The sequence below is a fragment of the Agrobacterium sp. SUL3 genome (assembly GCF_001263295.1).
GTDB lineage: Bacteria > Pseudomonadota > Alphaproteobacteria > Rhizobiales > Rhizobiaceae > Agrobacterium > Agrobacterium tomkonis.
The window spans coordinates 122695-147147 of record NZ_KQ414503.1; the positions used below are offsets into that span (position 1 = coordinate 122695).

Annotated in this window: 18 protein-coding genes; 4 read left to right on the plus strand and 14 right to left on the minus strand. The window is 59.8% G+C overall.

Annotation, left to right across the window (positions count from 1 at the left end; all coding sequences use genetic code 11):
- Positions 1-8: 8 nt before the first annotated feature.
- The 13 genes from tagF to tssA form a co-directional block, all read right to left on the minus strand.
- Entirely contained in the window at positions 9-1421 is a 1413-nt protein-coding gene (gene tagF / locus AKG12_RS13350; protein ID WP_052819171.1) for a type VI secretion system-associated protein TagF, read from the minus strand.
- Positions 1422-1502: 81 nt separating this feature from the next.
- Positions 1503-4991 carry a type VI secretion system membrane subunit TssM gene (tssM, locus tag AKG12_RS13355; RefSeq protein ID WP_052819172.1) on the minus strand — a complete coding sequence of 1163 codons (3489 nt, stop codon included), beginning with the start codon at positions 4989-4991 and terminating at the stop codon, positions 1503-1505.
- The gene (tssL, locus tag AKG12_RS13360; RefSeq protein ID WP_052819173.1) at positions 4988-6490 is read right to left on the minus strand and encodes a type VI secretion system protein TssL, long form; all 1503 of its coding nucleotides are present in this window, start codon (positions 6488-6490) and stop codon (positions 4988-4990) included. The genes tssM and tssL overlap by 4 nt, the downstream gene beginning before the upstream one ends.
- Positions 6487-7827 (minus strand): type VI secretion system baseplate subunit TssK, encoded by a 1341-nt coding sequence (tssK, locus tag AKG12_RS13365; protein WP_052819174.1) that lies wholly within the window; start codon positions 7825-7827, stop codon positions 6487-6489. The genes tssL and tssK overlap by 4 nt, the downstream gene beginning before the upstream one ends.
- Entirely contained in the window at positions 7817-9019 is a 1203-nt protein-coding gene (locus AKG12_RS13370; RefSeq protein ID WP_046801030.1) for a type VI secretion system-associated FHA domain protein, read from the minus strand. The genes tssK and AKG12_RS13370 overlap by 11 nt, the downstream gene beginning before the upstream one ends.
- 9 nt (positions 9020-9028) lie before the next feature.
- Positions 9029-10030, minus strand: coding sequence for a type VI secretion system baseplate subunit TssG (gene tssG / locus AKG12_RS13375; RefSeq protein ID WP_052819175.1), 1002 nt, complete (start codon positions 10028-10030; stop codon positions 9029-9031).
- A gap of 9 nt (positions 10031-10039) precedes the next feature.
- Positions 10040-11821, minus strand: coding sequence for a type VI secretion system baseplate subunit TssF (gene tssF / locus AKG12_RS13380; RefSeq protein WP_052819176.1), 1782 nt, complete (start codon positions 11819-11821; stop codon positions 10040-10042).
- Positions 11814-12323: a type VI secretion system baseplate subunit TssE gene (gene tssE / locus AKG12_RS13385; protein ID WP_046801027.1), complete on the minus strand. Its 510-nt coding sequence runs from the start codon at positions 12321-12323 to the stop codon at positions 11814-11816. Before tssE ends, tssF begins: the two co-directional genes overlap by 8 nt.
- Positions 12316-13140, minus strand: coding sequence for a type VI secretion system accessory protein TagJ (locus tag AKG12_RS13390; RefSeq protein ID WP_052819177.1), 825 nt, complete (start codon positions 13138-13140; stop codon positions 12316-12318). Before AKG12_RS13390 ends, tssE begins: the two co-directional genes overlap by 8 nt.
- Positions 13137-14531 (minus strand): type VI secretion system contractile sheath large subunit, encoded by a 1395-nt coding sequence (tssC, locus tag AKG12_RS13395; RefSeq protein WP_046801025.1) that lies wholly within the window; start codon positions 14529-14531, stop codon positions 13137-13139. Before tssC (AKG12_RS13395) ends, AKG12_RS13390 begins: the two co-directional genes overlap by 4 nt.
- A gap of 55 nt (positions 14532-14586) precedes the next feature.
- Positions 14587-16068, minus strand: a complete 1482-nt coding sequence (tssC, locus tag AKG12_RS13400; RefSeq protein ID WP_046801024.1) for a type VI secretion system contractile sheath large subunit — start codon at positions 16066-16068, stop codon at positions 14587-14589.
- Positions 16069-16165: 97 nt separating this feature from the next.
- On the minus strand, positions 16166-16675 hold the full coding sequence (gene tssB / locus AKG12_RS13405) for a type VI secretion system contractile sheath small subunit (RefSeq protein ID WP_020010212.1): 510 nt from the start codon (positions 16673-16675) through the stop codon (positions 16166-16168).
- A gap of 64 nt (positions 16676-16739) precedes the next feature.
- Positions 16740-17792: a type VI secretion system protein TssA gene (gene tssA / locus AKG12_RS13410; RefSeq protein WP_082178842.1), complete on the minus strand. Its 1053-nt coding sequence runs from the start codon at positions 17790-17792 to the stop codon at positions 16740-16742.
- A 220-nt stretch (positions 17793-18012) separates the two neighbouring features.
- On the opposite strand from tssA, the gene tssH reads away from it, so the two are divergent.
- The 4 genes from tssH to AKG12_RS13430 all read left to right on the plus strand — a co-directional run bounded on the left by tssH (position 18013) and on the right by AKG12_RS13430 (position 22224).
- Entirely contained in the window at positions 18013-20679 is a 2667-nt protein-coding gene (gene tssH, locus AKG12_RS13415) for a type VI secretion system ATPase TssH (RefSeq protein WP_052819179.1), read from the plus strand.
- A gap of 57 nt (positions 20680-20736) precedes the next feature.
- A complete protein-coding gene (locus AKG12_RS13420; RefSeq protein ID WP_046801021.1) occupies positions 20737-21213 on the plus strand; it encodes an Hcp family type VI secretion system effector in 477 nt (158 codons plus the stop codon).
- Positions 21214-21322: 109 nt separating this feature from the next.
- Complete coding sequence (locus AKG12_RS13425; protein WP_052819301.1) at positions 21323-21712, plus strand: Rap1a/Tai family immunity protein; 390 nt, start codon at positions 21323-21325, stop codon at positions 21710-21712.
- Positions 21713-21723: 11 nt separating this feature from the next.
- The gene (locus AKG12_RS13430; RefSeq protein WP_052819180.1) at positions 21724-22224 is read left to right on the plus strand and encodes a type VI secretion system amidase effector protein Tae4; all 501 of its coding nucleotides are present in this window, start codon (positions 21724-21726) and stop codon (positions 22222-22224) included.
- Positions 22225-22361: 137 nt separating this feature from the next.
- Here the strand turns inward: AKG12_RS13430 and AKG12_RS13435 are convergent, their stop codons facing one another.
- A complete protein-coding gene (locus AKG12_RS13435) occupies positions 22362-24308 on the minus strand; it encodes a putative bifunctional diguanylate cyclase/phosphodiesterase (protein WP_052819181.1) in 1947 nt (648 codons plus the stop codon).
- Between the last annotated feature and the right edge of the window lie 145 nt (positions 24309-24453).

Below are 24453 nucleotides of genomic sequence, written 5' to 3' on the forward strand. Positions count from 1 at the left end.
CTTGCAGCTCATCGTTGCTCACGCTCGTTTCCAATCACGATGGCGCTGATGTTTTCGCGTGCGTTTTCGATCAGCGCTTCCTGTATCAACGCGCCGGCGCATTCCTTGAGAAGCGTGCCGCTGATGACCTCGGCAATTGTTCGCTCTTTCAGGATCTGTACCAGCGGTGCGCTGCACAGAAGCAGCCTGTCCTGCGGCCCCCAGTCTTCATGAATGATATCCGGACGGAACTGCTGGGAAAGTCCGACACATTGGGACAGCTGCTTTTTCATGCCGACAACGACGTGATCGCGGGAAAGCTGATGCATCGTTCCGTTTTTCAGAAGGTAGGCGCGTGCGTCGCCGGACCAGACGATGCTCAGCCTGTCGCCGCTGATATGGGCGATGACCACACTGGCGGCCGGCCTGTTTTCTGCTGCTGCGGCCTGCCGTGACAAAAGAAGGCTGTTAACGGTGCCGAGCTTTCCCCGGATGTTCTGCGTCATTATCTCCGGATTGTCGGCATCCGGCGTCTCCGCCAGAATATTGGTGACCTGACGGGCAGCCTCCACGGCGGCGTGCGTATCGCCCTGTCCGTCGGCTATGGCGAAAAGGGCGGGGTTTCTGGAAACGAACAGCGAATCCGCATTCAGTGAAAACCGCGTTCCCGCGTGCGTCGCGTAGCTGTAGATGACCGGCGACGGCTGCTCGGCAGAGCGCGCAGGCCGAATGGGTGGAGGCGCTTGCGCGGGCACACTGTCTTGGGTTGGCGCATGGGCGCGCGCGGCACCCGTCCCTTCCTCATCGTTCTTGCCCGCCATTTCGCTGAACAGGCGCATGAAATCGGCAGCCTTCGGCTTGCCATCGAATTTGAGCCCCCGCGGGCGGCGACTGTGGGGATCGATATGCCACCAGAGACTGGTTGGCGGTCGGCCCCGCACCATCTCCGGTTCGTCATCCTCCTCCCGGGGTTTGGGCAGCCGCAGTTTCCTGACCGCGGTGTTGAAGCGCGCAATCTCGAAATCGCCGGTCGTGGATGTCTCGGCCAGGGCCTCGGCCGCCATGAACCAGGTATCGTCCAGATAGAGCGTTCTTGGGTGTTTCCGGAAATTGTTAAGCTGGGCGATGATGGCCAGCGGATATTTCCGCCCCACCCGGTCCGTGCTGGGCAGCAGCACGCCCACATAGGCGCAGTTTCCCCAGATGCCCCTTTCGACAATGAAGCGTATGGGCGGCGACGATGAGAATATGGCTGGCCAGCGGCCCGCGAACATATCCGCACAGGCATGCAGGCCGGATCGCATCCAGTCGTCAAAGGTGCTGATCAATTCCCGTTCAAGGCCGTCGGAGATGAAATCGCCGTGGCTGGGTACCTTGCCGAAGAAACCGATGCGGTCGCTTTCCGCTGCGGTTTCCGCGGGTCTCGATGCCTGATTGACCATCAGACGGAAACGACCGCTGAGGTTGTCGTCATCGCTGCCATCCTTACTCCCCTCCGTTGCAAATCCATATGCCGCCTGCCGTCAAAACTGCTGAGGGCAGGCAAAGCTCGACATCGCCTCCAGTCTGAATGGGTTGAGAACCGAGCCGAACTGAATATCGAATTCCGCCGTCTGGCCGCTATTATCAAACCGTACCCGCAAAAGATCACCCGATTGGCTTTCGATATTGGCGCCGTCGAACAGGCGGAATGGCGACCAGTCGCCGTTTTCGGTTTTCGCCTGCTGCCAGCCGCCCGGTTGGAAGGCGATGCGCGACAGGCTGGCCGTGTTCTCACGGGATGGCCAGGTGATCGACTTCGCCTGTATTGGACCGTGATAATAAACCACGCGCTCACCCTCGATTTCCAGCATGACGGCGCTGGAGGCATTGGTGAGCGAAACGGGTTTGACATTGATCGCAACCGCCGGCGTCTCGCTGCCATTCGGGAAGAAGGCACGCGAAATCTTGTCGGCATTTTCGAACTGGGCGATGGCGCTGCTTGGAATGCCGGCGGCGCCGAAAGTGCCTTTCCAGCTCCAGGGGGTTGTCGTCTTGTCGACGAAAGGCTCCATGCGCTGCTTGAAGAAGCTTTGGAAAACCCCGGTCGGGCCGAAGAGACGGGTAAAATCCGCAATGGCGACATCGCGGGAAGACGACCGGTCGAAAGGATAACGCCCCGTCACGATCGAAGAGCAGAGAGATGCTGAATCGGCCGCCCAGAGGTCCGCAATACGGCTGCGTGCGGATTTGACCGCCAGCGAGCCGACATCGGCGGCCACACCCGCCACCCAGACATCGAGCGGCGCCGGCAGTTCGCGTGCCTGTTGCAGCAGGTCCTGATTGGCCTTGGTCAGCTGGCTGTCCACATCGAACACCTTGGCAACCTCATCGGAGGTCGTTGCCGAGCGGGCGAGCTGCTCGTTCAGCATCTTGAAATTCGAAAGCAGCTGCTCCGCTGGAGAACCCGCAGCCTTGCCGCCATTGGTTTCCGCGCCCGTTGCCGGGGCCGTTCCCTTGGCTGCCAGCATATCCCGCAATCGCGCATAGGGGTCCGCCGCATTCACGGTGGCGGCAAGAACGGCTGCCGTTGCATCGCCTTCGGTGGCGGAAGCGAGGCTGGCCGGATTTGCTCCCACGCTCGGGCGCAGATCGGTCGCTTCGGCGATGGATTTTGCCGCCTCCACCAGAATGTTGCGTTCATTGGCAAGTGCGCGGGTTGTTTCCACCGCGTCGCCCAGGGTCTGGGAGGGCTTGACCCTTAGATCGGCCAGCGTATCGGCCCATCTCTTCTCGAAACGGTCGAAATAGATTTGCAGCGCGGCCTGTGCCACCTGTTCGACAGTTGCGCCGCGGATCGCGTCGTCGGAACCACGCACCCATCCCTCTGAAAGCGCAATACGCGCTGCGTTGGCGACCTGTGGAATGACGACGCTGCGATATCCTTGCGCCGTGAAGAGGCCTTCTATGCCCTCCGCCATCGGCGCTTTGCTGCGGCGTTCGAAGGCGCGTTCTCCCAGCGGGCCGAAGGCCGTGGCGGGCGTCCATTCCATCAGCTCCTGCGCCTGCGGAAGGCCGGCGAGAATATCATAGGCACGTGTACCGATCGCCTGATCCCGGATGGTTTCGCGGGCGGTGGCGATGAGGCGGGCATCAAGCTCGATCGGGGCGAGTACGCCATCCGCCAGTGCCTTTGCGTGCTGGTCAAGTGCCTCCCGGGCTGCCCCTCTTCCGTCGCCGGGATAAAGGGACGCGAACATCTGATGCGTCTGCATGGTCAGGAAATCCCGGTCCAATGCGCCCATGCCGCCAAGCATTCCATAGAGCTTCAGCGAATTGAACGTGCGGGTCACATCCTTTTCGTCCTTCAGCTGTTTCTGCAATTGCACGATCATGCGTGGCAGCAGAAGGGCGTTGAGCGCGCGCTGATAGGCATCGCGCTGCCGCCCGGCGATCTTGTCTTCCTGATCGAGGCCGAAACTGACATTCCACACGCGCTCCCGTGCAAAGCCGGAGTTGACATCGCGCAGATTGTCGAGCGCCGGAAGAATACGCAGGAAATCGGCGTCGGCGACATCGCGCACGGGAATACCCTGAACCAGCTGCTCATAGGCTCCGAGTTTGCGGTCGGCTTCAGCCAGCGCCTGCGTGTTGGCGAAATAGGTGAAAATCCAGCCCGTGAAGACGACGGCAACCGCGACGGCGCACGCCGTATAGGCAATGCGCCGGACAAGCAGCTGCCGCCTCGAAAGGCGTTTGTCGCGCATTACCAGCGCGGCTTCCGGGAAGATGACGTCCTTGAAGAGCCGCGAAAGGAAATAGCTCCGGCGAGCCCGCGGCGCGCTGACGGGACGTTCCGTTTCCGGCTGTGTTCCCGAAGCGAGGTAGACACCACGCAGAAGCGGCGCTTCGATCAGCGGGGAACTTGCGCAAAGTTCGGTCAGAGCCTCGTGAAGCCGGTCTTTAAGCCGCGCCAGTTCCGCCGGGAACCGGAAGATGCGTCCGCGTATCTCCGCATTCTGTTCCTGCTGCAGGCGTTCGATCAACATCGCATCGACCCGTTGCTGCAGCAGTTCGAACTCTTCCGTCAGCCGTTGCGGCAGGTCCTTTGCGGAATAGCTCTCATCCAGCTTGAAGGTCGTGCCCCAGACCTGCTGGCGATCGGTCTTGTTGAAACCGTCGAAGAATTCCACGAAGCCATGCAGGAGGTCTGCCTTCGTCAGCACTATATAGACCGGCACGCGGGCGTGCAGATATTCATCCAGTTCGGAAAGCCGCTGACGGATGGAGCGCAGCTCCTGCCGCTGCTCCTCGGGATCACGGGTGAGAAGATCGGGGATGGACAAGGTCACCAAAGCGCCGTTGATCGGCTGCGAACGGCGATATCGCCTCAGAAGGCCGAGGAAACCTTCCCAGCCCGCTTTCGATGAGCCATCGAGATCATCCTGCGTGGTGTAGCGCCCTGCCGTGTCGATCAGTATCGCCTCGTCGGCGAACCACCAATTGCAGTTGCGCGTGCCGCCGATGCCTTTCACCGCGTTTTCGCCAAGCGCATCGCCAAGCGGGAACTGCAGGTCGGAATTGGTGAGCGCGGTCGTCTTGCCGGAGCCCGGTGCGCCGAAAATCACGTACCAGGGCAGATCGTATATATAACCGAACCGCTTTTTCGTGACACGCCGCAACAGCGCCAGGGCTTCTTTCAGGCGTGTCTGGATTTCGCCGATTTCAGCCTGACGGTTGGCGAGAGCCTCCCGCTCGATGCTGTCGACGAGTTCCTTGTCCTGCTTGCGGCCGCGGTAAATCGTGACGACGATATAGACCAGCCAGATGGCCACAATGATGCCGATGGCGATAATCCGGGCCTGTGTCGTTCCCAGCGGCTTGAAATCGCCGAGCGCGATCAGATAGCCGTAAAACCAGATAACGACGCAAAGCGCGATCACCCATAGAAGCGACAGGAAGCGGCGTCCGACGAGGGCAGCATAGCTCTCGACATAAGATCGGATCGTATAAAAATAACTCAGCGGATTCATGGGTTTGCATCTCCCGGCTGCTGTCCCGAACTGTTCTCTATGGTCGGCGAGAGAATGCCGGCGTCGCTCAGTTTTTCATCGGGGTTGGTCAGGACCATGATCTCGGTTCTGCGGTTCGTCTCGCGGCCTTCCTGCGTCTTGTTGTCGGCGATGGGATCGCTATCGGCGCGCCCTTCCGTCAGGATCGCCTCGGGTCCGGCAAATTGCGATAGAATGTCTCCGACCGCCTTCGCACGCGCCTCGGAAAGGTGCCAGTTGGATGGGAATTCCACGGTCTTGATCGGCACGTTATCGGTATAGCCGATGACGACGGCGCGGAATTTTTCGGCGGCGAGTGCTCCGCCGATACGCTGGATCAGATCGCGGAACTGCGGGCTGACCTCGGCGCTGCCGGTGGCAAAAAGGCCTGAATTGTTGATGCGCACACGCAGCCGCCCGTTGACGTCAGCCAGTGTGACCAGCTTCTTTTCGACCTCCGGCTGCAGGAAGGCCATCAGCTTTTCAAGCCGGGAAGGCTGCTTCGGTTCCACGATCTTGGGTGGTTCGACAATCTTCGGGACTTCGGTTTTCACCGGTGGCGCTGGAGGGCTCGCGATCAGCACGCTAGGTGTTTCGGTGGGCGGCAAGTGGGTCAGCCTTTCGAAAGTGACATCGGATGCGTTGTTGAGCGACAGTGTGAAGAAAAGATAGCCAAGCGCGAAGGCGAGCGCCATCAGCGACAGCAGCGTCCAGAGTGCCGCCATCGTCCGTAATGGCGTATGCCGGGCCTCGACGCCTTTCCAGTGCGGTGAAAGTTCCCGCTCAAAGGCGCCATATTGGCCGATCAGCGTCTTGTAGAGACTGTCGCGGATGCGCGAAAGCTCCAGAGCCCCCTTCGGTGAAACGCGGGTGCGCCCTTCGAAGGCGAGCGACAGGCACAGATAGATCAGCAGCAGCAGATCCTTGTTGGCGCCGGGCGACTGGTGGAAATGGTCGAGAATGTCGAAAACCCGGTCGCCGCCGGTGACATCATTGTGGAAGGTGGAGACAAGGCCGGAGCGCGCCCAGCCTGCCCGCACGCCCCACGGCTTGCTGAGAATGACATCGTCCACGGTCGCACAGACGACATAATGCGCCGCCCGTGCCCGCTCGGCGCTGATGCGGGCGGAAGAGAGATCGCGCTCATAACGGGTGATCGCCTCAAGGCAGGCGCGGCGCAGATGCTCCGGGTCCGGCTGGGCGTCGCTGAAGCGCAGGAGGTGCGCGAGGTTGAGAAGAGGCGCTGCCGATTGCACCAGCGTCGGCACATCCTCGCCGCCGAAGCGGAAACCGGAAAGCAGCTGGTCGACCGGCATGGCGGCCGTATTGCCCTTCGGCCGCGCGGCCGGCTCGTCGGTCTCGATGATGTCTTCGAGGATCGTCGCCATGTTGCGGGCGTTCTGGTTGCGGCGGCGGCTTTCCTCGGTGATTTCAACCACCGTCGGCAAATCCTGCCAGGAGGAGGGCTTTTCGTTGCTCATTCGCGTAACGCCCACATTTCCAGCTCAAGTCCGGGAAATTCGCCCGCCAGATGCAGGGCGATGGCGCCTGATGTCTCGAGCTGTTTCCAAAGCGGTGATGTCGTGTCGATTTCGAAATAGACGGTGCCCGAACGATAGGGCAATTGCCGCGGCAGAACGGGCAGCGAGCGCACGGGAATGCCCGGCAGCGCGACATTGACCAGTTCCGAAATCCGCTCCACCGGCCCGACTTTGATCTGTGCCGGCAACCGGCGGCGAATGTCCTCGGCGGCCATATCAGCACGCACCGCAAGCACGAAGCCGGCATCGCGCAGCAGGGTGCGGTCGTGGATGGTGCCGACACGCACGCCGTGGCGGCGTTCCACCAGTTCGATGGCAACGGCCGCCTGTTCCAGAACCGCCGAGAGTGAAGTGCGCAGATCATCGAAAACCGCGCCGAAGGTGGCCTTCAGATCATCATGACGATAGGGCGGGAAATTCGTCGCCCGTTTTTTGTCCGTCGTGAAGGTGGCGAGTTCGCCGGCAAGCTGGATGCAGTCCTCGTAAAACCGGATGGGGTGAAAACGCGTGGCGTTGGCGCCGCGATGCGAAAGCAGCGGATCCGCCCGGTTGAGGATTTGCAGCAGGAAATAGTCGCCTACTTCCGCAGTTCCGCGGATCGTCGGGTCACCGATGCGCTCGGCGATCGCCTGGGCGCGGTGGCGCACGATTCCCAAAAGCTCCGTCAGCAACTCGTTGAGACGAGGTGCTGCGGCGCAGGTGAGGCTGGGTGGAATGAAATCCGGATCGAGGATGACAGCACGGTCGGAGCGAACCTCGATCACCCGCGCCAGTCCAATGAGATCGTAACCGGAAAGATCGTCGCCGGTCTTGAGGAATTTCAGGCTGAGGCGACCGACATCAATGGGCGCAATGAAATCCGTCTCGATATTGGTGTCGGAGACCTCATAGCTTGAGGCGGTGAAGCGCACATTGTTGATGTCGTTGCGGCCCGACGCGGACATGTCCGCCTTTCCGGGCTGACGGGCGGGCAGGGCGAGATAGATGATGGCATCCTTGACGCTGTCATCGAGATCAAGCGGCGGCGGCAGATCGGAATCCTCCGGCGCCTCGAAAGGGGTGCCGTCAGGAAGGACACCGCGAAGGTTCGACAGGGCAAACTGCCCGATCGACAGCGCGCTGCGATCCATGCCGATCTCGGCAATGCCCCAGGGATAGGGAGAAAGATTGCGCGTCGTATTGCGCACGAGGCGCTCCGTCCAGCGGTCGGATTGCTGGAAATGCTGGACGCGAAGAAACATGCCTTCGCTCCAGGCAACACGGTTTTCATGTCTCATCGTGGTTGTTTACCCCCTTGGCATCGGTCGTCATCGCGTCAGGCTCTGCAACAGGCGCGGCGTCACCGCGCGCTGCCCGCTGCAGAAACTGCCTGACCGGCAATTGACGACCGTTTTCTTCAAATTGCTTTTTGTAGGCGGACCAGTAGTCGGTCCTGGTGATCAGCGCCTGCCAGTCCCTGCGCTCGATTTTCGAGCGAATATCGTTTCCGGCATCGACCGAAGCTTCGAGAAGCCGCGGCTCGAGTTTCTGCGTGCATGTGTGAATGAGTGTTTCAAGAGAGGCGGTAAGCCGACGCTGCTGATGAATGAGGGTTTCCAGACGCTCGCTCAGCGACGCATGTGGTGCGGCAGCGGCATGATCGCCCTCGATGTCGAGAACGGCCAGGCACTCGGCATTCTCCCTTTCGAGCGCGGACAGAAGATCACTGATCCCAGCCTGTGCGCCGGATGTTTCCGCCGGCCATGTCTCTTCTGCGGTCGGCTCTTCATTTTTATCCGGAAAGACGCTGTCGAAATCCTCGCCCTGCGACGATGATGCCGGACGTGCGATCATGACCGGTGTGTTCAGCGCGTCGGTGTGCTCGTGCCTGCTGCTTGCGGCCGGCTCTTCATCCCAGTCTTCCGGAAGTACCATACCCATTCCACCGGCCTTGGGCGGAGCGCTCCAGCCGATCTCGACATTACGCGAAATGGATTTGGGCTTCTGGCCGGCAGCACTGCCGCTCGTTTCCATCCAGTCATCCTGCGGCAGCGTGCCGCCCAGCACCCCGCCGGCGGAACGCCCGTTCGGGGCGATATCGGCAAGGATTGCGGAAATGGTCAGGGGCTCGTCGCTCATCCGCAGGGAGGCATCGGGATCGGAAAAATCCAGGTCGGCATCGCCGCTGATGGCCACGTGGAAAATCTGCCCGCCGATGTTGATCTGCGAGCCATCCTGCAGGCGCGCGCTTTCTCCTTCGAGCAGCAGCCGGCCATCGACAAGCGTGCCGTTCGCACTCTGGTCGATGATCGTAAAACCTTCGCCGTCGCGGCTTAGCGTGCAATGCAGCTTGGAAACACGCCGTTCATTGTCGTCGATCTGCCAGTCGCAATCCCGCGACCGGCCGATCGCGCGGCGGCCGCGCTCGAAGCTCCATTGGCCGGGTTTTGTGGCCCCGATATTCTGTGTGTGCCTGAGCGCCAGTTTCATGTCATGCCCTCACACGGAGATTACCGAGCCTTCCCGCTCGGTCACGATGGCGTCGGTGCTGTCTTTTTCTGCCGGTGCCACACGGGCCCAGCTGTTCCAGCCAAGACGGGCGGGAGCATCGGGCTGGCCCAGCCGGCAGAAGGGAATATCCTCCTTTTTCAGAATCACCTGCACATCGAAATCGAGCGCGTTTCCGACGAAGAGCCGCGTCAGCGAAAATATCTCGGCCAGCCGTTTCGATCCGGGCGTCAGCGCCAGATAATCCGCATAGGCAACCGGACCGATGACGACCCGGAAGCCGCCGCTCATATCCTCCACGGCGCTACCAGCCGTGGTATTCTGCCCCAGCTGCAGCCCTGATGCCTGTCCGAGCTGGCTTTGTTCGTGAAGCGGGAGCGGCACCCATCGCCTTCGGAACTGTTCGACGACCACCGGAAGCCCGGTAAATTCGCAAAGGGTCGAGGTTAGTGCCGAGACATTGCGATTGCGGCTGGCGAAAAGCCCGCTGAAGCGCAGAAGCGTATCTTCGGTCACCCCGGCCTTCTCGGTCAGGCCGGCCGTGCGAAACCCGGTAAGCGCAAGCAGCGTCTTGCGGAAACCGTTGTTTTTTTCCTGATTGGACCAGCGTAATCCCCTGGCGAGGCGATATTTTTCCGAAGCGGTTACAAACAGCTCGCTGAATCTGGCTGCGAACAGATTGAAGAAGCTTGCCAGTGCGCCGGAGCGACTGCGCTCTTCCCGTTGCAGCAATTCGCCATAGGCTGGCGGCAGCGAACCAAGTGGCCCGACAATCGGGGCGAAGGCCGATTTCAGCTGGGAAATACCGTGTTTGCGGCCGAACCCGCTGATTGCCAGCGCGGTGGGCTGCACACCGCCGTGCGCCGCAATCGTCAGCCCGTCATCCGAGACATGCTGGGCAACGCGAAAAGCGGTGGCGGGGTCGAAACGGCCGGGATCGGCGCTGAGAAGGGCGGCCTGCTGATCTTTCAGTGTCGGTATTTGCTGTTCCATCCCGATCTCCTAGAGCAAAGGCCGGTCTGCCGCGCGGGCTGGCCAGCGGGCAATCGGTTTGGAATGGCCGCGCATCGTCGCCGTCAGCCGGGTGAAACTGTTGATCGAGGTATAGAGGCCGAAGAAGTGGTTCAGCACACTGGCGAAAATGAAGGCGGCGGGGCGTGCGATGAGCGCCGGATCGAATTCCACGGTGATGTCCGTTCCCGGCACCATCGCCGAGCCGATCCGTGCGTGGGAATTCTGGGCCTCGACATTGCTGATCGATTCAACCAGCTGCCGGGTTTCCGGGCTGTCCCTGAAGGAATAAAGCGACAGAATATCCTTCAGCGGAGCCCCGCCATTGTCTGAAAGCGAGAGATGATTGAGCAGCAGATGCGAGATCAGCCGCCATTCGCGCGCCGAGCGTTCGTTGACGCGGATGGCCGCCGTTGGCGGCATCAGGGCATGGATGGACTTCACGGCTTCGTTGCCGGCCGAAAGCTGGAGGAAGGGGTGTCCACCGCCAAAGGGAAGCTGGCTCGGCAATTCGCGGTTGATGCAGAGCGTATCGACGCTTGCCACCATGTCGAGCGGTCCGAGCGGCCCGCGCTTTTGATCCACGAAGGCGATATCGGTATCGGAAGAGCCATCGTCGTCAAAGCGGCGCTGGATCTGCCAGAACACATTCGAGCCGTTATTGCGCTGGGTGCGCCCGAAAAACGGCGAGGTCTTTTCCGTCTGCCCGGAGCGGCTGGTCAGCTCGACATTTTCGACGGCGTAGATTTCACGGGTCCGCTGCCGCCTTGCGTCCGGCAGAAGGCGATATTCCGTGCGTGTTCCATCCAGGCTCAGCGGTTCGCAATTCTGCTTGAACAGGTTGATAACGGGTGAGGCGTTCAGCACGAAATCCTTGACGGAGACCATGCGCTCCAGCCGCGTATCCGCCGCATCCAGATAGATATAGAGTTCACAATTGCCGCCGCTCCATCTGTGCAGACCGTCAATATCGAGAAAGAGGAATTTCTGCGGCAGCGCGAAAAATTCGGTGAGAAGCCGGTATCCGTCAAAACTGTTGGCCGGATAGGGCAGCATGGCCTGATCGCGTGTATAACCCGATGGCCTGAGATTGGCGGCGGGCAGGAAAACCGCCTCCTTGTCTTCGGAGTGACGTGCCAGCGCCATGCCCACGCAGTGGTTGGTCAAAAGCTCGTAAAGCGCTGTTGCCTGCTGCCAGGCGGCAGACAGGAAGATCTGGAGTTTTGTCAGCCCCATTTCCGGGAAGGTGCTGCCGCGTGGCGCCGTGCTACGCAGGGAAAGCCGCAGGCAACTCGCCGCACCGGCGAAGGACGCCGAAAAAGGCGCATCGATCGGCTGGCCGGAAAGCGTCGCCGCGGTGATTTGCAGCGGAACGATCTCCACCTCCTGCGTCGTGCGGAAACGGCAGCTCTCGCCGCCCACCGGTTCGGCGAGAATTTCGCTGTGGCGCGGAAGCGGCTGCACGGTCGCCAGTGCGGGGCTGGGTGCAAACTGAACGACGCTCATCGAAGGGATCGGCGCAAGATAATGCGGATAGAGCGTTTCCAGCAGGCTGTCCGTCAGTTCCGGAAACTCGTCGTCCAGCTTCTGGCGTACACGGGCGGCGGAATAGGCGAAGCTCTGGATCAGCCGCTCGACATGCGGATCGTCGGCGACATCGCCCGTCATGCGTAGCCTGCCGGCGATTTTCGGAAACGCCGCTGCGAAACGCGATGCGCGTTTTCGGAGCGCGAAAAGCTCGTCATTGTATTTTTCGAGAAAGCCGTCAGCCATTCGTCGCCTCCACCAGGAAACGCTGCGTGGACGGATCGATGCGGGATTCAAAGCTGATCGGCGGCATGCCTTCCTGAAGGCGGAAGCTTGCCTGTATGCGCATGCGAAGCGCCCGGTCGCCATCTGTGCGGTTTTTCAGGATCGTCACATGCACGTCGGCCAGACGGGTTTCGAACAGCGAAATCCGTCGCTCGATGCTGCGTGCGAGCCGCGCCTTGGAGGCATCCGTCACCAGATTGGCCGAAAGAATGCCGTCCACGCCATAGCTCACCAGCGCATCGGTAAGCTCTTTCAGCGCTGTCGGCGGGCCGGCGGGGTTGCGGCGGGTATTGAGCAATGCCTCGAGATCGCGGCGGATCACCTCGCGCATCTCGCGCGCCTGATCCGTCAGGCTGACGAGCGCATCCGTTTCAGCATCCGGTGCATCATCCAGCAGCCGGTCCAGAACGGAGCGTGACAGCGTTCGCTGCCGCGCGCGATATTGCTCGAGCGGATCAACCACGGGCGATCTGCCTTTCATCGTCGGAGGCGGCGGAAAGGGAACCGATCTCGTGGAATGGCACAACATCGTCGCCGATCAGCAGGCAGCGCTGGCCTTGCCCCGTCGCCAGCGGTTGGTCGCCTTCGCTCCAGCGCGTTTCGCGGCCGAGGAGAAGGCCGACATCGTCCTTCGCACCGTGATAGATGGCCGGAAGCAGCACGGATGCGACCGCGCCGTCGCGCAGCGTCAGTTCGCCGCCGCGGAAAGCAAGATCACGCGGGCGGCTCATGGGGTCGATGGTGAGGCTCTCGATGCGACCGTAATCGATCCAGAGGTAGCGGCCACCATTGGTCAGCACTTCCAGCGCATGCGGAATCCGATCGTCCAGGTCGCGAATATCGCCGGCGCTCTTGCCATTATGGCTGATCGGCACATTGCCGCGTTTTTCATCGAGTTCAGCCAGTGCGGCTTTGGCGGCATCCGCATCACCGCTGCGTGCGGCGATATTCGCCCTGATCGCCAGCTGATCGAGTTCCGACGGACCGCCGGGGAAATCCGGCACCGCGCCGGTTTCGAACCAGGCATTGCGTGCGGCCATGGCGCGCAGCTGGTGGCGGAAGAGGGAAAAGCCGACGCTTTCCTGCGGCGAGAATGTTGCGGCCAGATTGCATTGCGCATCGGCCTTCTCATAGTCGCCGGCAAGCACAAGCAGGTCGATATAGAAGTGCCGGCCGTCCTTGTCGGTAGGCTTCGTCTTGACGTGTTCGCGCGCAAGACCGATCGCGTCCTGCAGCCGGTCATCATCGAGAAGGCGGGAAATGTCGTCGCGCAGCGTCATGCGGATATCCTTTGCGGCTCGGCTGAAGGCCCGGATGCGGCGGTGGGCTGCATCATGGTTTCGGCAATGAGATGGAAGCTCGTGGAGACGTCATCGAGCTGGAAATGCGGCTGAAGGCGCACGGTGCAGGAGAATGTTCCGGGCTTGCCGGGAACCTCGAAGACGTTGATCCCGGCAGAGCGCAGCGGGTAGCGCGTGCGCAGCGCCGCTTCCGCATCGTCATTGCCGAGTGTGTAGGAGGAAAGCCAGCTTTCCAGCTTGCGCTCGATCGTCGAGGCATCGCTCAGCTGGCCGATATCATCGCGCATGATGACCTTGAGGTAATGCGAGAACCGGGAGGCGCACAGCACATATTGCAGCATGGCAGCCAAGCGAGCGTTTTGCCGCGCCGCTTCGCTGGAATAATGGCCGGGCGCATGCAGGGACTGGTTGGCGTTAAGGATCGCCATGCCGGACAGATAGGTGGTGGAGACGGGCACGATGCCGAGATCGGAAAATTGCTGTTCCTGCCCCGTCGTCAGCTGCACCTCGACGGGTGGCTGAGCGGAAAGGCCGTTGCTCTCGATGCCGAGATCGAGCGGCGGCAATTGCCGGGACGAGAGCATGCCGCCATCCACGGCGTCCTGCGTCACACCGCGCAAATCCGCAAACCAGCCAGAATCGACGAAATTGCGCACAACCACGGTCGCAAAGGCGAAGGCGGCGTTGCCCCACAGCAGGGTCTCTCCACTTTCCACCACTTGCTCGCGGAAGGGAAAACCGTCATCCCGTTCGCGCGCATAGGGCCTGTAGGGGGAGCGCAGCAGGATGCGCGGCGCAACAAGGCCGATGAAGCGAGAATCGTCGCGGGCGCGAAGCGCATTCCATCGCAGCCGGGATTTATCCTGCTTCAGCGAGGAAAAATCGTGAACCCGGCTGAGTTCGGTAAAGTCTTCCAGCCCGACGGCGGAAGGTGCGGCCGCGGCCACGAAGGGGCAAAAGGCCGCTGCCGCCACCATGCCGATCTGCGACAGCGTGGTAATGGAATCGGCGCCTTCGACATCATCGGGGGAAAACGCGTAGTCACCGATCAAAAGGCCGACCGGTTCGCCGCCCGGCATGCCGAATTCGCGGTTATAGACGACTTCGAAAAGATGGCTCTGGTCGAAGTCGGTGGCGCGTTCCGTGTTGCGGGCAAGGTCGCGCCAGCTGGCGTTCAGCAGTTTCACCTTCACGTCGCTGCTTCGGCCTGCCTCGCGAACGACCATGGCAAGCCCGCGCCATCTCGCCTCCATCGCCTGAAAATCGGCATGGTGGAGAATGGCGTTCACTTGGCCGCTCAGCGCATCGTCGATGAGAGCGATGAGCTGGTCGGCGAAAAGACGGGCGTCCGGAAAGGACTGATGCGCCATGAGCGGGCTCCGGATGATGAACGGGGCCGGGGTGGCGGACCACCCCGGTCCGAGCTCAGTTCTTGGACGGAATGCGGGCGACCATGCGCAGCGAGGTCGTCAGTTCTTCCATCTGCAACCAGGGCCGCATCCATGCGACGGCATTATAGGCGCCCGGCTTGCCGGGCACTTCCTGCACGGTCACCTTGGCGTCACGCAGCGGATATTTGGCGCGGCTTTCCTCGCCGGCCTCGTCATTGGCATTGACGTAGTTGGCGATCCAGCGATTGAGCCAGACTTCGCAATCCGACGCTTCCATGAAGGAGCCGATCTTGTCGCGGCCCATCACTTTGAGATAATGCGCAAAGCGCGACGTCGCCATGATGTAGGGCAGGCGGGCCGAAACGGCGGCGTTGGCCGTTGCCTCCGGCTTGTCGTAGAGCTTCGGCTTGTGCGCGGTCTGGGCACCGAAAAACACCGCATAATCCGTGTTCTTGTAGTGGCAGAGCGGCAGGAAGCCGAGCTTGCCGAGTTCGGCGTCGCGGCGGTCGGTAATGCCCACTTCCGTCGGGCATTTCAGGTCGAGATCGCCGTCATCGCTGGAGAAGACGTGCATGGGCAGATTTTCCACCCGGCCGCCATTTTCCGCGCCACGGATTGCCGTGCACCAGCCGCTTTTTGCAAAAGCCTCTGTCAGCTTCGTGCCCATGACGTAGGCGGCGTTCATCCAGCAATATTCATCATGCTGCAGATCGCCGTTCACCGCACCCTTGGTTTCGTCATAGGCGAAATCATCAATGGGGTTGGTCTTCGGGCCATAGGGCATGCGTGCCAGAACACGCGGCAGAGCGAGCGTCACGAAACGGGAATCGTCGCTTTCGCGGAAGCTGCGCCACTTGGCATATTCCACCGTGTCGAAGATCTTTTCCAGATCGCGCGGCCGGGCGAGATCGCGATAGTCCTCGAAGCCGAACATGCGCGGGCTGGCGGCGGAAATGAACGGTGCAAAGGCCGCCGCTGCAATCGACGAGACACCCTGAAGCAGCTGCACGTCATCGAAAGAGTTGTCGAATTCGTAATCGCCGATGATGGCGCCGAGCGGTTCGCCGCCGGGGGTGCCGAATTCGTCTTCGTAGATCGCCTTGAAAAGCCTTGACTGATCGAACTCGACGGCCTTTTCGAGATCCCTTGCGAGTTCCCGCTTGCCGGCGTTCATGACGCGGATCTTGAGGTTGACGCTCGTTTCGGAATTCTTGACGAGATAGTTGAGCCCCCGCCAGGTGCCTTCCAGCTTGGCGAATTCCGGCGCTTGCATGATCGCGGCGAGCTGTTCGGAAATCGTCCGATCCAGCTCGGCGATCGCGTGGTTGAGGGTGACGGTGAGGTTGCGGTCGTATTTGACCGTTCCTTTCAGGGCCTGATCGGTCAGCGTGCGCAGCAGATTTTGTGCGCGGTCCGGTTCGGTCTGGCGGGTTGCGGCAACCACCTTGGACAACAGTCCCTGATCTTCGGCGGTCGTTGCCTGTGCTTCATTCTTCAGCAGGCTTTCAGCGCTCATGTTCCAGTCCTTCCACATGCGGCTTTAAAATGCCGCTTGAACAGTTGAGGCCCTCGCTACAAGGGCCGCTCGGGGAGGTTTTCCTCCGCACAGGCGATTATTTGCTTGCGCCGTTCTTTTCCTTCAGTTCGGAAACCAGCGTTGCGAGGTCCGTCTTGTTCTGAAGGATATCTTCGAGCATCCGCTCCAGATCTTCCGAACGGTCGGCCTTGGAAAGCAGGTCACGCAGCTCGTTGCGTGCATCCAGAAGCGCCTTGAGCGCGGGAACCTGCTGCACGACGGCGCCGGGTTCGAAATCGTCCATGCTCTCGAATTTCAGGTTGACCTGCATGTCCGTCCCGTCTTTCTGCAGCGTATTGGCCACGGAAATGTTGAGGCCCGGCGTCATGCGACGCATCACTTCATCGAAATTGTCACGGTCGATCTGAACGAATTTGCGCTCCCCGAACGGCTTCAGGGGCTGGGTCGGATTGCCCGAGAAATCACCCAGCACGCCGACGACGAAGGGCAGTTCCTTGACCACCATCGCGCCTTCGGTTTCAACTTCGTATTTGATGTGGACGCGGGGCTTGCGAACCCGTTCCAGCTTTTCGTGTACACTTGCCATTTCAACCTCCTTGATGCCCTTTGGCATGGATGACTGTTATGGGGCGGTGTCTGCCCCGAGTTTGTTATTTTCCGTTGTTTTCTCCGCCGGGTTTGATGCCGGCGGCCGTCAGAACTGCGTTGCGGGCCTGCGTTTCGGGCAGAAGCTCGGCCAGCAGTTCCGAAAAATCCATGCGTCCCCTGCGAACCAGCGTTTCGATGGAGAGCGAGATCGGTGAGTGCGGCTCGGTACGGCGAAAGTAACGCGCAACTGAAAGAAGAGTTTCAAAAGCTTCGTCGCGCGATGATATGCCTTCCGGGGAGGCCACGGGTGCGCGCATGACAGGTTGCCCAATTTCATCCGTGCTCGCGGCGGCTGCGGCCGCTTCAACCGGCGCCGGCTCCAGGTCCCGCCCGCCAAGCGTGCGAATGGCGGCGGCTGCTTCGATGAGCGTGTTTCGTATGTTCGAACTCGGGGGAGCGGCCTGGCCGCAACGCTCGGAAAGAACGGCCATGATCGCATCAAATGCTAAGAGACAGGCATTCACCTCCGCCAGATGTGAAGACATGGCGGCAACGCCCGCCTCGGACGCCAGCCGATACAGTTCCTCGCGGCGTTTGCTCTCGTTCGGCCGCTGCGCCAGCTGGAAATCCCAGAGACTGTGTTCGGCAAATTTCCCTCCGGGGATCAGCGGCGCGAGCCGGAGCGGCTGAACAAGCGTTCCTTCGCTGCCAATGCCATTTAATCCCGCGAAAGGTGCGAATTTTTCTTCGTCATTGTCGTCGCTGATCGACCGCAATGAGTCCCAGTGGTTGTAAAAAAGATCACTGCAAAGGTCGTAGATTTCACGTAGTCCGTGAAATCCCCGCAGCCGCAGGCTTGCTTCGGCGAGCCATGCCAATATTTCTATGTCCTTGCTTTCGGAATATATAATCTGCAATCCAAGATTGCTGACACTGTCCCAGCTACTGGAAATCTTCAGGTTATCTTGAGGGGATGCAGCGCGCTCTTCTGTGCGTGCCTGGTTTCTTTCATCCTTAATTCTATAGTATATTTCACGCGTTCTTGAATCGATGCGGATGTTTTCTCCGCAATCTCCAAAAAATTCTATATCTCTTTTAACATGCGGCGCGTTCAAGAGCAGTCTATCCCCAGAAAATAGTAATGGATTTTTTGTAGTTACTTCCCTTACGTAAGGCTATTCCTCAGACAGACTTATTCAAAATGTGTCTAAATTGTGGCGTCTACTGCTTAATCTCACCCGACAAAAAATAAACTTCGGGGTGGACAACTCGGTTTCATCATCATAGTTATTCCACGTCACGTTGTGGAATGGACCGGGGCAGGAGGCTCATTGCATGTCGCATATCGATCTCAATCGCCTCATCGAAGCGCTTGAGCCTGACCTGCGCGTCACCCTTGAAGCTGCGGCTTCTGTCGCGGTGCGTCGGGGGCACAGGTACGTGGATATCCCGCATTGGCTGCTGGCGGTTGTAGATGCCGGTATCTATGCGGAAACATTCGAAGAATTAAAAATTCCACTTCCGGTATTGCAGGCTGAAATCGGCCGCAGTCTCGACGAGGCGATTATCGGGGACGGCGACGCATTGTCGCTCTCGCAGAACGTTCTGACAGCGGGCCGGGAGGCCTGGGTCCTCGCTTCGCTGGAGGCTGGGCGGGACCGGGTGACACTTTGCGACCTGCTGCTGGCGATGGATGAGGAAACCTCGCTCCGTTCCTTCGTCCGCTCTGCATTTCCGTCGCTGAAGGCGATGGATCGTGCGGCGCTGGAGCGCCTCCGCAGTTCAGTTGAAGGCGATACCGGTGCGAATGTGTCTTCCGCGCCTGCAAGTTCCGGACAGGCCGCCGGCCAGAACGATTTTTTGCGCCTTTACACCCAGGATATGACCGCCGATGCCCGCAACGGCAAGGTTGATCCGGTGATCGGCCGCGATGATGAACTGCGCCAACTCGTCGATATTCTTACGCGCCGCCGACAGAACAATCCTATTCTGGTGGGCGAGGCAGGTGTCGGCAAAACGGCGGTTGCGGAAGCGCTGGCGTTGGAGATCATCTCCGGAAACGTTCCGGAAAAACTGCGTAACGTCCGTCTTCTGAACCTCGACATTTCGCTGCTTCAGGCCGGCGCCGGTGTGAAGGGCGAGTTCGAGCGTCGTCTTCATGGTGTGATCGATGCGGTAAAACGCTCGGCGGAACCCGTCATCCTGTTCATCGACGAGGCCCACGGCCTGGTTGGGGCAGGTGGTGCCGCCGGTCAGGGCGATGCGGCAAATATTCTTAAACCCGCTCTCGCAAGGGGCGAGGTGCGGACCGTCGCGGCGACGACGTGGAGCGAATACAAGAAATATTTCGAAAAGGACGCGGCGCTGACGCGTCGTTTCCAGCCCGTGCACGTGCGTGAGCCGGATGAGGCGACCGCAATACGCATGTTGCGTGGTGTCGCCGACACCTTCGTCAGCCATCACAACGTTGTCGTTCGTGATGAGGCGATCGTGGCGGCTGTGCAGCTATCCGCGCGTTATATGCCGGCACGGCAATTGCCGGACAAGGCGGTGAGCCTTCTCGACACGGCAGCCGCCGCCGTTTCGCTGGCGCGGCAGACCCTGCCCGAACGGCTGCGCGCCATGGAAAGCGAACACCGCCTTCTGTCCGATGAGCTGAACTGGCTTCTGCGGGAACCGCAGGATGAAGACATGCAAGGCCGTATCCAGTCGATACGCGACGAGCTTGAGAGGCTTGAAAGCGGGATTGATGATCTGCGCGGCCGTTATGATGCGGAAATGGCCGAACTGGCGGCGCTGGGCGAAGAGCAGTCGGCGCAGCAAACCGACGCATCGAATGTTTCCCGTCTGCGACCCATCGGCGAAGCACAGCCAGCAAACGCGGAAAGACTTGTGCCGACGGTGGTTGACCGGGATGCGATTGCATCTGTGGTGTCCCGATGGACCGGTATTCCGCTTGGCAAGCTTTTGGCGGACCAGATCGAAAGTGCGCGCACGCTGGATGATCGCATGCGGCAGCGGGTTGTGGGGCAGGATGCCGCTATTGCGCGGATTGCCGATGCCATGCGCACCGCCCGCGCCGGTTTGTCCGATCCTCGCCGTCCGCCCGCCGTGTTTTTCCTTGTCGGCATGTCCGGAACCGGCAAGACCGAAACCGCACTGTCGCTGGCCGATCTGCTCTATGGCGGCAACAGCCACCTGACGACGATCAACATGTCGGAGTTCAAGGAGGAGCACAAGGTTTCGCTGCTTCTCGGCTCACCACCCGGCTATGTCGGTTTCGGTGAAGGCGGCGTGCTGACCGAGGCGGTGCGGCGCAGGCCGTTCGGCGTTCTGCTCCTTGATGAAATCGACAAGGCCCATCCCGGCGTCCAGGATATCTTCTATCAGGTGTTCGACAAGGGCGTGCTTCGTGATGGCGAAGGCCGCGATGTCGATTTCAAGAACACCACGATCTTCATGACGGCCAATACCGGCTCGGAACTGCTTTCGGTACTTTCGGCCGATCCCGAAACGATGCCGGAGGGCGAGGCGCTGGAAGCGCTTCTGATGCCGGAGCTGACGAAACAGTTCAAGCCCGCTTTCCTCGGGCGCACGATCATTCTTCCCTTCATGCCGCTGGGTACGGAGGAGCTCTCGAGGATCGTGGATATGCAGATTGGCAAGATCAGCGAGCGCGTCCTTGCAACATATGGCGCCGACCTGAGCTTGTCCGATGTGGCGCGTGACGCACTGGTGGCGCGCGCCGGCGCGAGCGACATCGGCGCGCGCGCCATCGAAATCATGATCGGCAAGGATCTCCTGCCGCCGCTTTCCAGCTTTTTCCTTGAGAAGGTCGTTGCCGGAGAGCGGGTCGGAGAGGTCACTGTCGATTTTGACGGAATCAGGTTCGGCATTCGTGCCGAAGCGGCTGGGGAAACGAATGAATTCGTCGCAACCGAAAGGGTTGGGATGGGTGAAGTTGCCGCGTCGGAAGGGTCTACCCGACGCATGCGGCATTAGACGAAGGGTAACTCGGCCTCGAAGCAAGAGGTCATTTCAGCTACAGGAGCTTACAGCATGCCAATTTATCTGCAGATTGACGGTATCCAGGGCGACGCCACACATGAAGAACATCGCAAGTGGATGGATATCGAGGCCATTCACTGGAACGTGGCCCGCAACATGAACACCTCTGCTGGTTCTGCTGCAAACCGCGAAGCATCCGAACCGACGATTTCGGAAGTCATTCTGACCAAGGTTAGCGATTCTTCTTCCACCAAGCTTTTCCAGGAAGCCTGCGCCGGCCGCACGGGCAAGCTCGCAACGGTCCACATGGTAACCACGGGCAATCCCGGTAACACCTATATCGAGTACCTGCTGACGAATACGCTGATCGCCAGCTACTCGGTGGATTCCAGCGGTGACCGTCCGGTTGAGACCATCAAGCTCAACTTCACCAAAATGGAAGTGAAGTACACACCGTTCGACGACAACAACTCGCCGCAGTCTCCGATGATCGCTTCTTACGATCTGGCGACGACAAAGGCCGCCTGATAGCGACGCGACCCGGTGCCGGTATCGGCCGGCACCGGGTCGTTTTCATCAAAGTTTTGAAGCTCACGTCGTGATGTTTCTCATCCACGTTGGACGAGGCGGGTTTGTCATGCGCTCCCCATTTGCGTTTCTTGTTTCCGTGCCCTTTGTTTTGGCTCTGTCCGGTCTTTCATCGGCTGGCGCGGCCGAGCGGACATGGATTTTCTCCGGTGCCGAACTGAAACAGGCAATCGAAGGAAAACTTGCCCCGGAAGTATCCGATCCGGAAATGCGCCGGCTGGTTTCCATCGCGAAATCCAGCGCCTATATCGCCGGTGTGGCCGATCTGACGAGTGGATCGGACTGGTGCGGTGCGGGTGCCGTGGCGCCCCATGAACTCACCGATCGGATCTACACCTATCTCGGCGATATCCCTGCGGAAAAACTGGATGAACAGGCAGCCACTCTCGTGCGGGAGGCGCTCAAGGTCTCCTTTCCCTGTGAGCAGAAAAGTAACTAGTGGGACAAGCCATGCGCGTTAACTTTGACACTCTATACGGCAATTATCCGAGCAGCGAGCCGTCACATTCCAACTATATCAGCCAGCGTGATCTTTTCACGGAAATCGGCTGGGAAGATTATATCGGCAACCCGAACTACCATAATACCTGCGCGATCCGCGTCAGCATCGCCTTCATAAAATCGGGCATCAACATCGTGCCCGGTTCGCATCGCATCCAGAAGGGCTCCTATGCCGGCAAGGGCATCGAGGTCAATATGCGCCGCCTGGCCAATCTATTGAAAAGAACGGGCTATCTCGGCGAGCCTGAGCCTTTTACACCAGCAACGGCACGAACCGGAATTGGCGCGCGCAACGGCGTCGTGGCGTTCCACAATATCCCCGGCTATAGCGGTGGCGGTCATATCGACCTCGTGCGGGGTGGTGCGGAAGCAGCCCAATGCGCCTCGGCCTGCTATTATAATTCGGAAACGATCTGGTTCTGGCCGCTTCAGTCCGGCCGTGTATCCTGATCAGGACAGGTCCTGAAAACAACCAGCCATCGTCCTGCGATTTCGTTCAGGCGAAGGGTGTTCTGAAAAATTGTCTTCGCCGCCCGGCGAGGACCAGCTTCTGCCGTGGGCAGTTGCGATGAACGGTCGCGATTTTCCTATAATGCGGTGCGTCTTGCCTGGCGCTCGGAAAGAAATTCATCGACATCTTCTTCTCGCAACGGCGGCGCATAAACATAGCCCTGCACCAGCGTGGCGCCGAGGCCTTCCAGGGCTGCAAGCTCTTCCGGTGTTTCAACCCCCTCCACCACACATTCCAGTTCCATATCCCGGCTGAGGGTGAGAAGAGATTTCACGATCTTGTAGCTCGCCGGCTTTTCGTGCAGATTCGTAACGAAACTGCGGTCGATCTTGATCTTGGTGAGAGGCAGGGCATGCAGCCGCGTCAGGCTGGAATAACCAGTGCCGAAATCGTCCAGCGAAATGCCGCAGCCAAGACGCCGCAACATTTCGACCGATTGCCTGACCTGTTCGAAATCATGTGCAAAGGCGGTCTCGGTAATTTCCAAATCCAGACGACGTGCGTCGAAACCGCTGTTTTCAATAATGCCGATCAGCGACAGTACGCCTTCGCAGGAATTGAGATCATGGGCCGAGAGGTTGAATGATAGCCTGAGGGACGGCTCCCATCGTGACGCGGAAGCCAGTGCCTTCTTGAGAAGCGGCCGCGTCAGTGAACTGACGATGCCGGCTCGCTCGGCGATGGAGAAAAATTGGGCGGGCGGCACATGCCCGAGGATCGGGCTATGCCAGCGCGCCAGCGCTTCAAAACCGTCGGTCCCTCCATCGCGTATATCGACGATCGGCTGGAACACAGCTGAAAGCTCGTTTTCCATATCGCGCTGCTTGAGCAGATGCTCGATGCGGGCTTCGATATTGATCTGCTTTTCGTGTTCCGCGTCGAAGAGGACGGCATCGCCGCGCCGGGTCTTCTTGGCATGGTAAAGGGCATAATCTGCCCTGTCGAAAAGTTGTTCCAGCGTGGAGGCGAGATTTGGAAAGACGGCTATCCCCATTGAGGCGGAAACATGCACCGTTCCCTCCGGCATATGGTAAGGTGCTCTCAGCTGTTCCGAAATTGCATTGGCATTGGCAACGAGCTGCGCATCATCAGGTATGATCGGAGCAACGATGGCAAATTCGTCGCCGCCCAGCCGGAACGCCTTGCTGGCTTTCAGACAGACGGTAAGGCGTTTGCTGACATTGACCAGCAGTCTGTCGCCGACGGAGTGTCCGTAGAGGTCGTTGACCGGCTTGAAGCCGTCGAGATCGATAACGCCCAGCGCCAGACGGGTTCCTGCGGCTCTGGCCTTTTCCAGCTCGACTTCCAGATGGGTGAAAAAAGCACGGCGATTGGGTAGCTCGGTCAGGCTATCCATATTGGCGAGCAGCAGGTTCTCGTTGCTCAGCGCTTCCGTACGCTGCTGGGAGACGACCATACGCTCGAAATTGCGGTAGTTGGTCAACAGGATGGACATCATGCCGGCGCAGACCAAGAGAACATTGATGGCAATGGCGATGAATGTCGGTTGCCGTGACGCCAGAAAGAAGACGATGAATGCGCCGTTGACGATGAGGGTAACAATGAAGGCGGCAGAGCGCACATACATCAGACAGAAGATGCAGGAAATCACGGTAATCGCCATGTAGAAGGCGACGTGAGACTGCGTATAGGCGTCCCCGTAAGGCACCAGCGAAAAAGACCAGAGCGTGAATGCCATGGCGATGCCGACCGCCAGGCGGTTTGTGCGCTGGAGTGCCGCGTGCGCCATTTTCGGATTCGGGTCGATGCCGCGTGTCTTCCACCAGAATGCGACCCTGAGGGTGCAGCCAAGGGTGAAAAGAGCAGGAATTCCAACGGTGAGCCAAAACGGCGCCAATTGCATATGCGTAGTGGCAAGCGCCCAAGTACTTGAAAGCAGTATGAAATACATCATCGGCATCTGCCGTGTGAAGGCGCGATACTGTGCTTTCAGCAAGTCCGGATTGTCAGATCGAACAGACATGAAATTTTGAATTTTTTGTTTGGCACTCAGTATTTTCATTGGCCGCTCATCAAGTACAGAGCGGCGTTCATAACATAAGTGCGGTTACATCATTGGAAATACACAGGGTTAATTGAGGAAGAACCAAATCAACCTCGAGATGCATGTGGTTGTCTTTCGCAACATCCCATTTGCATTGAACAAA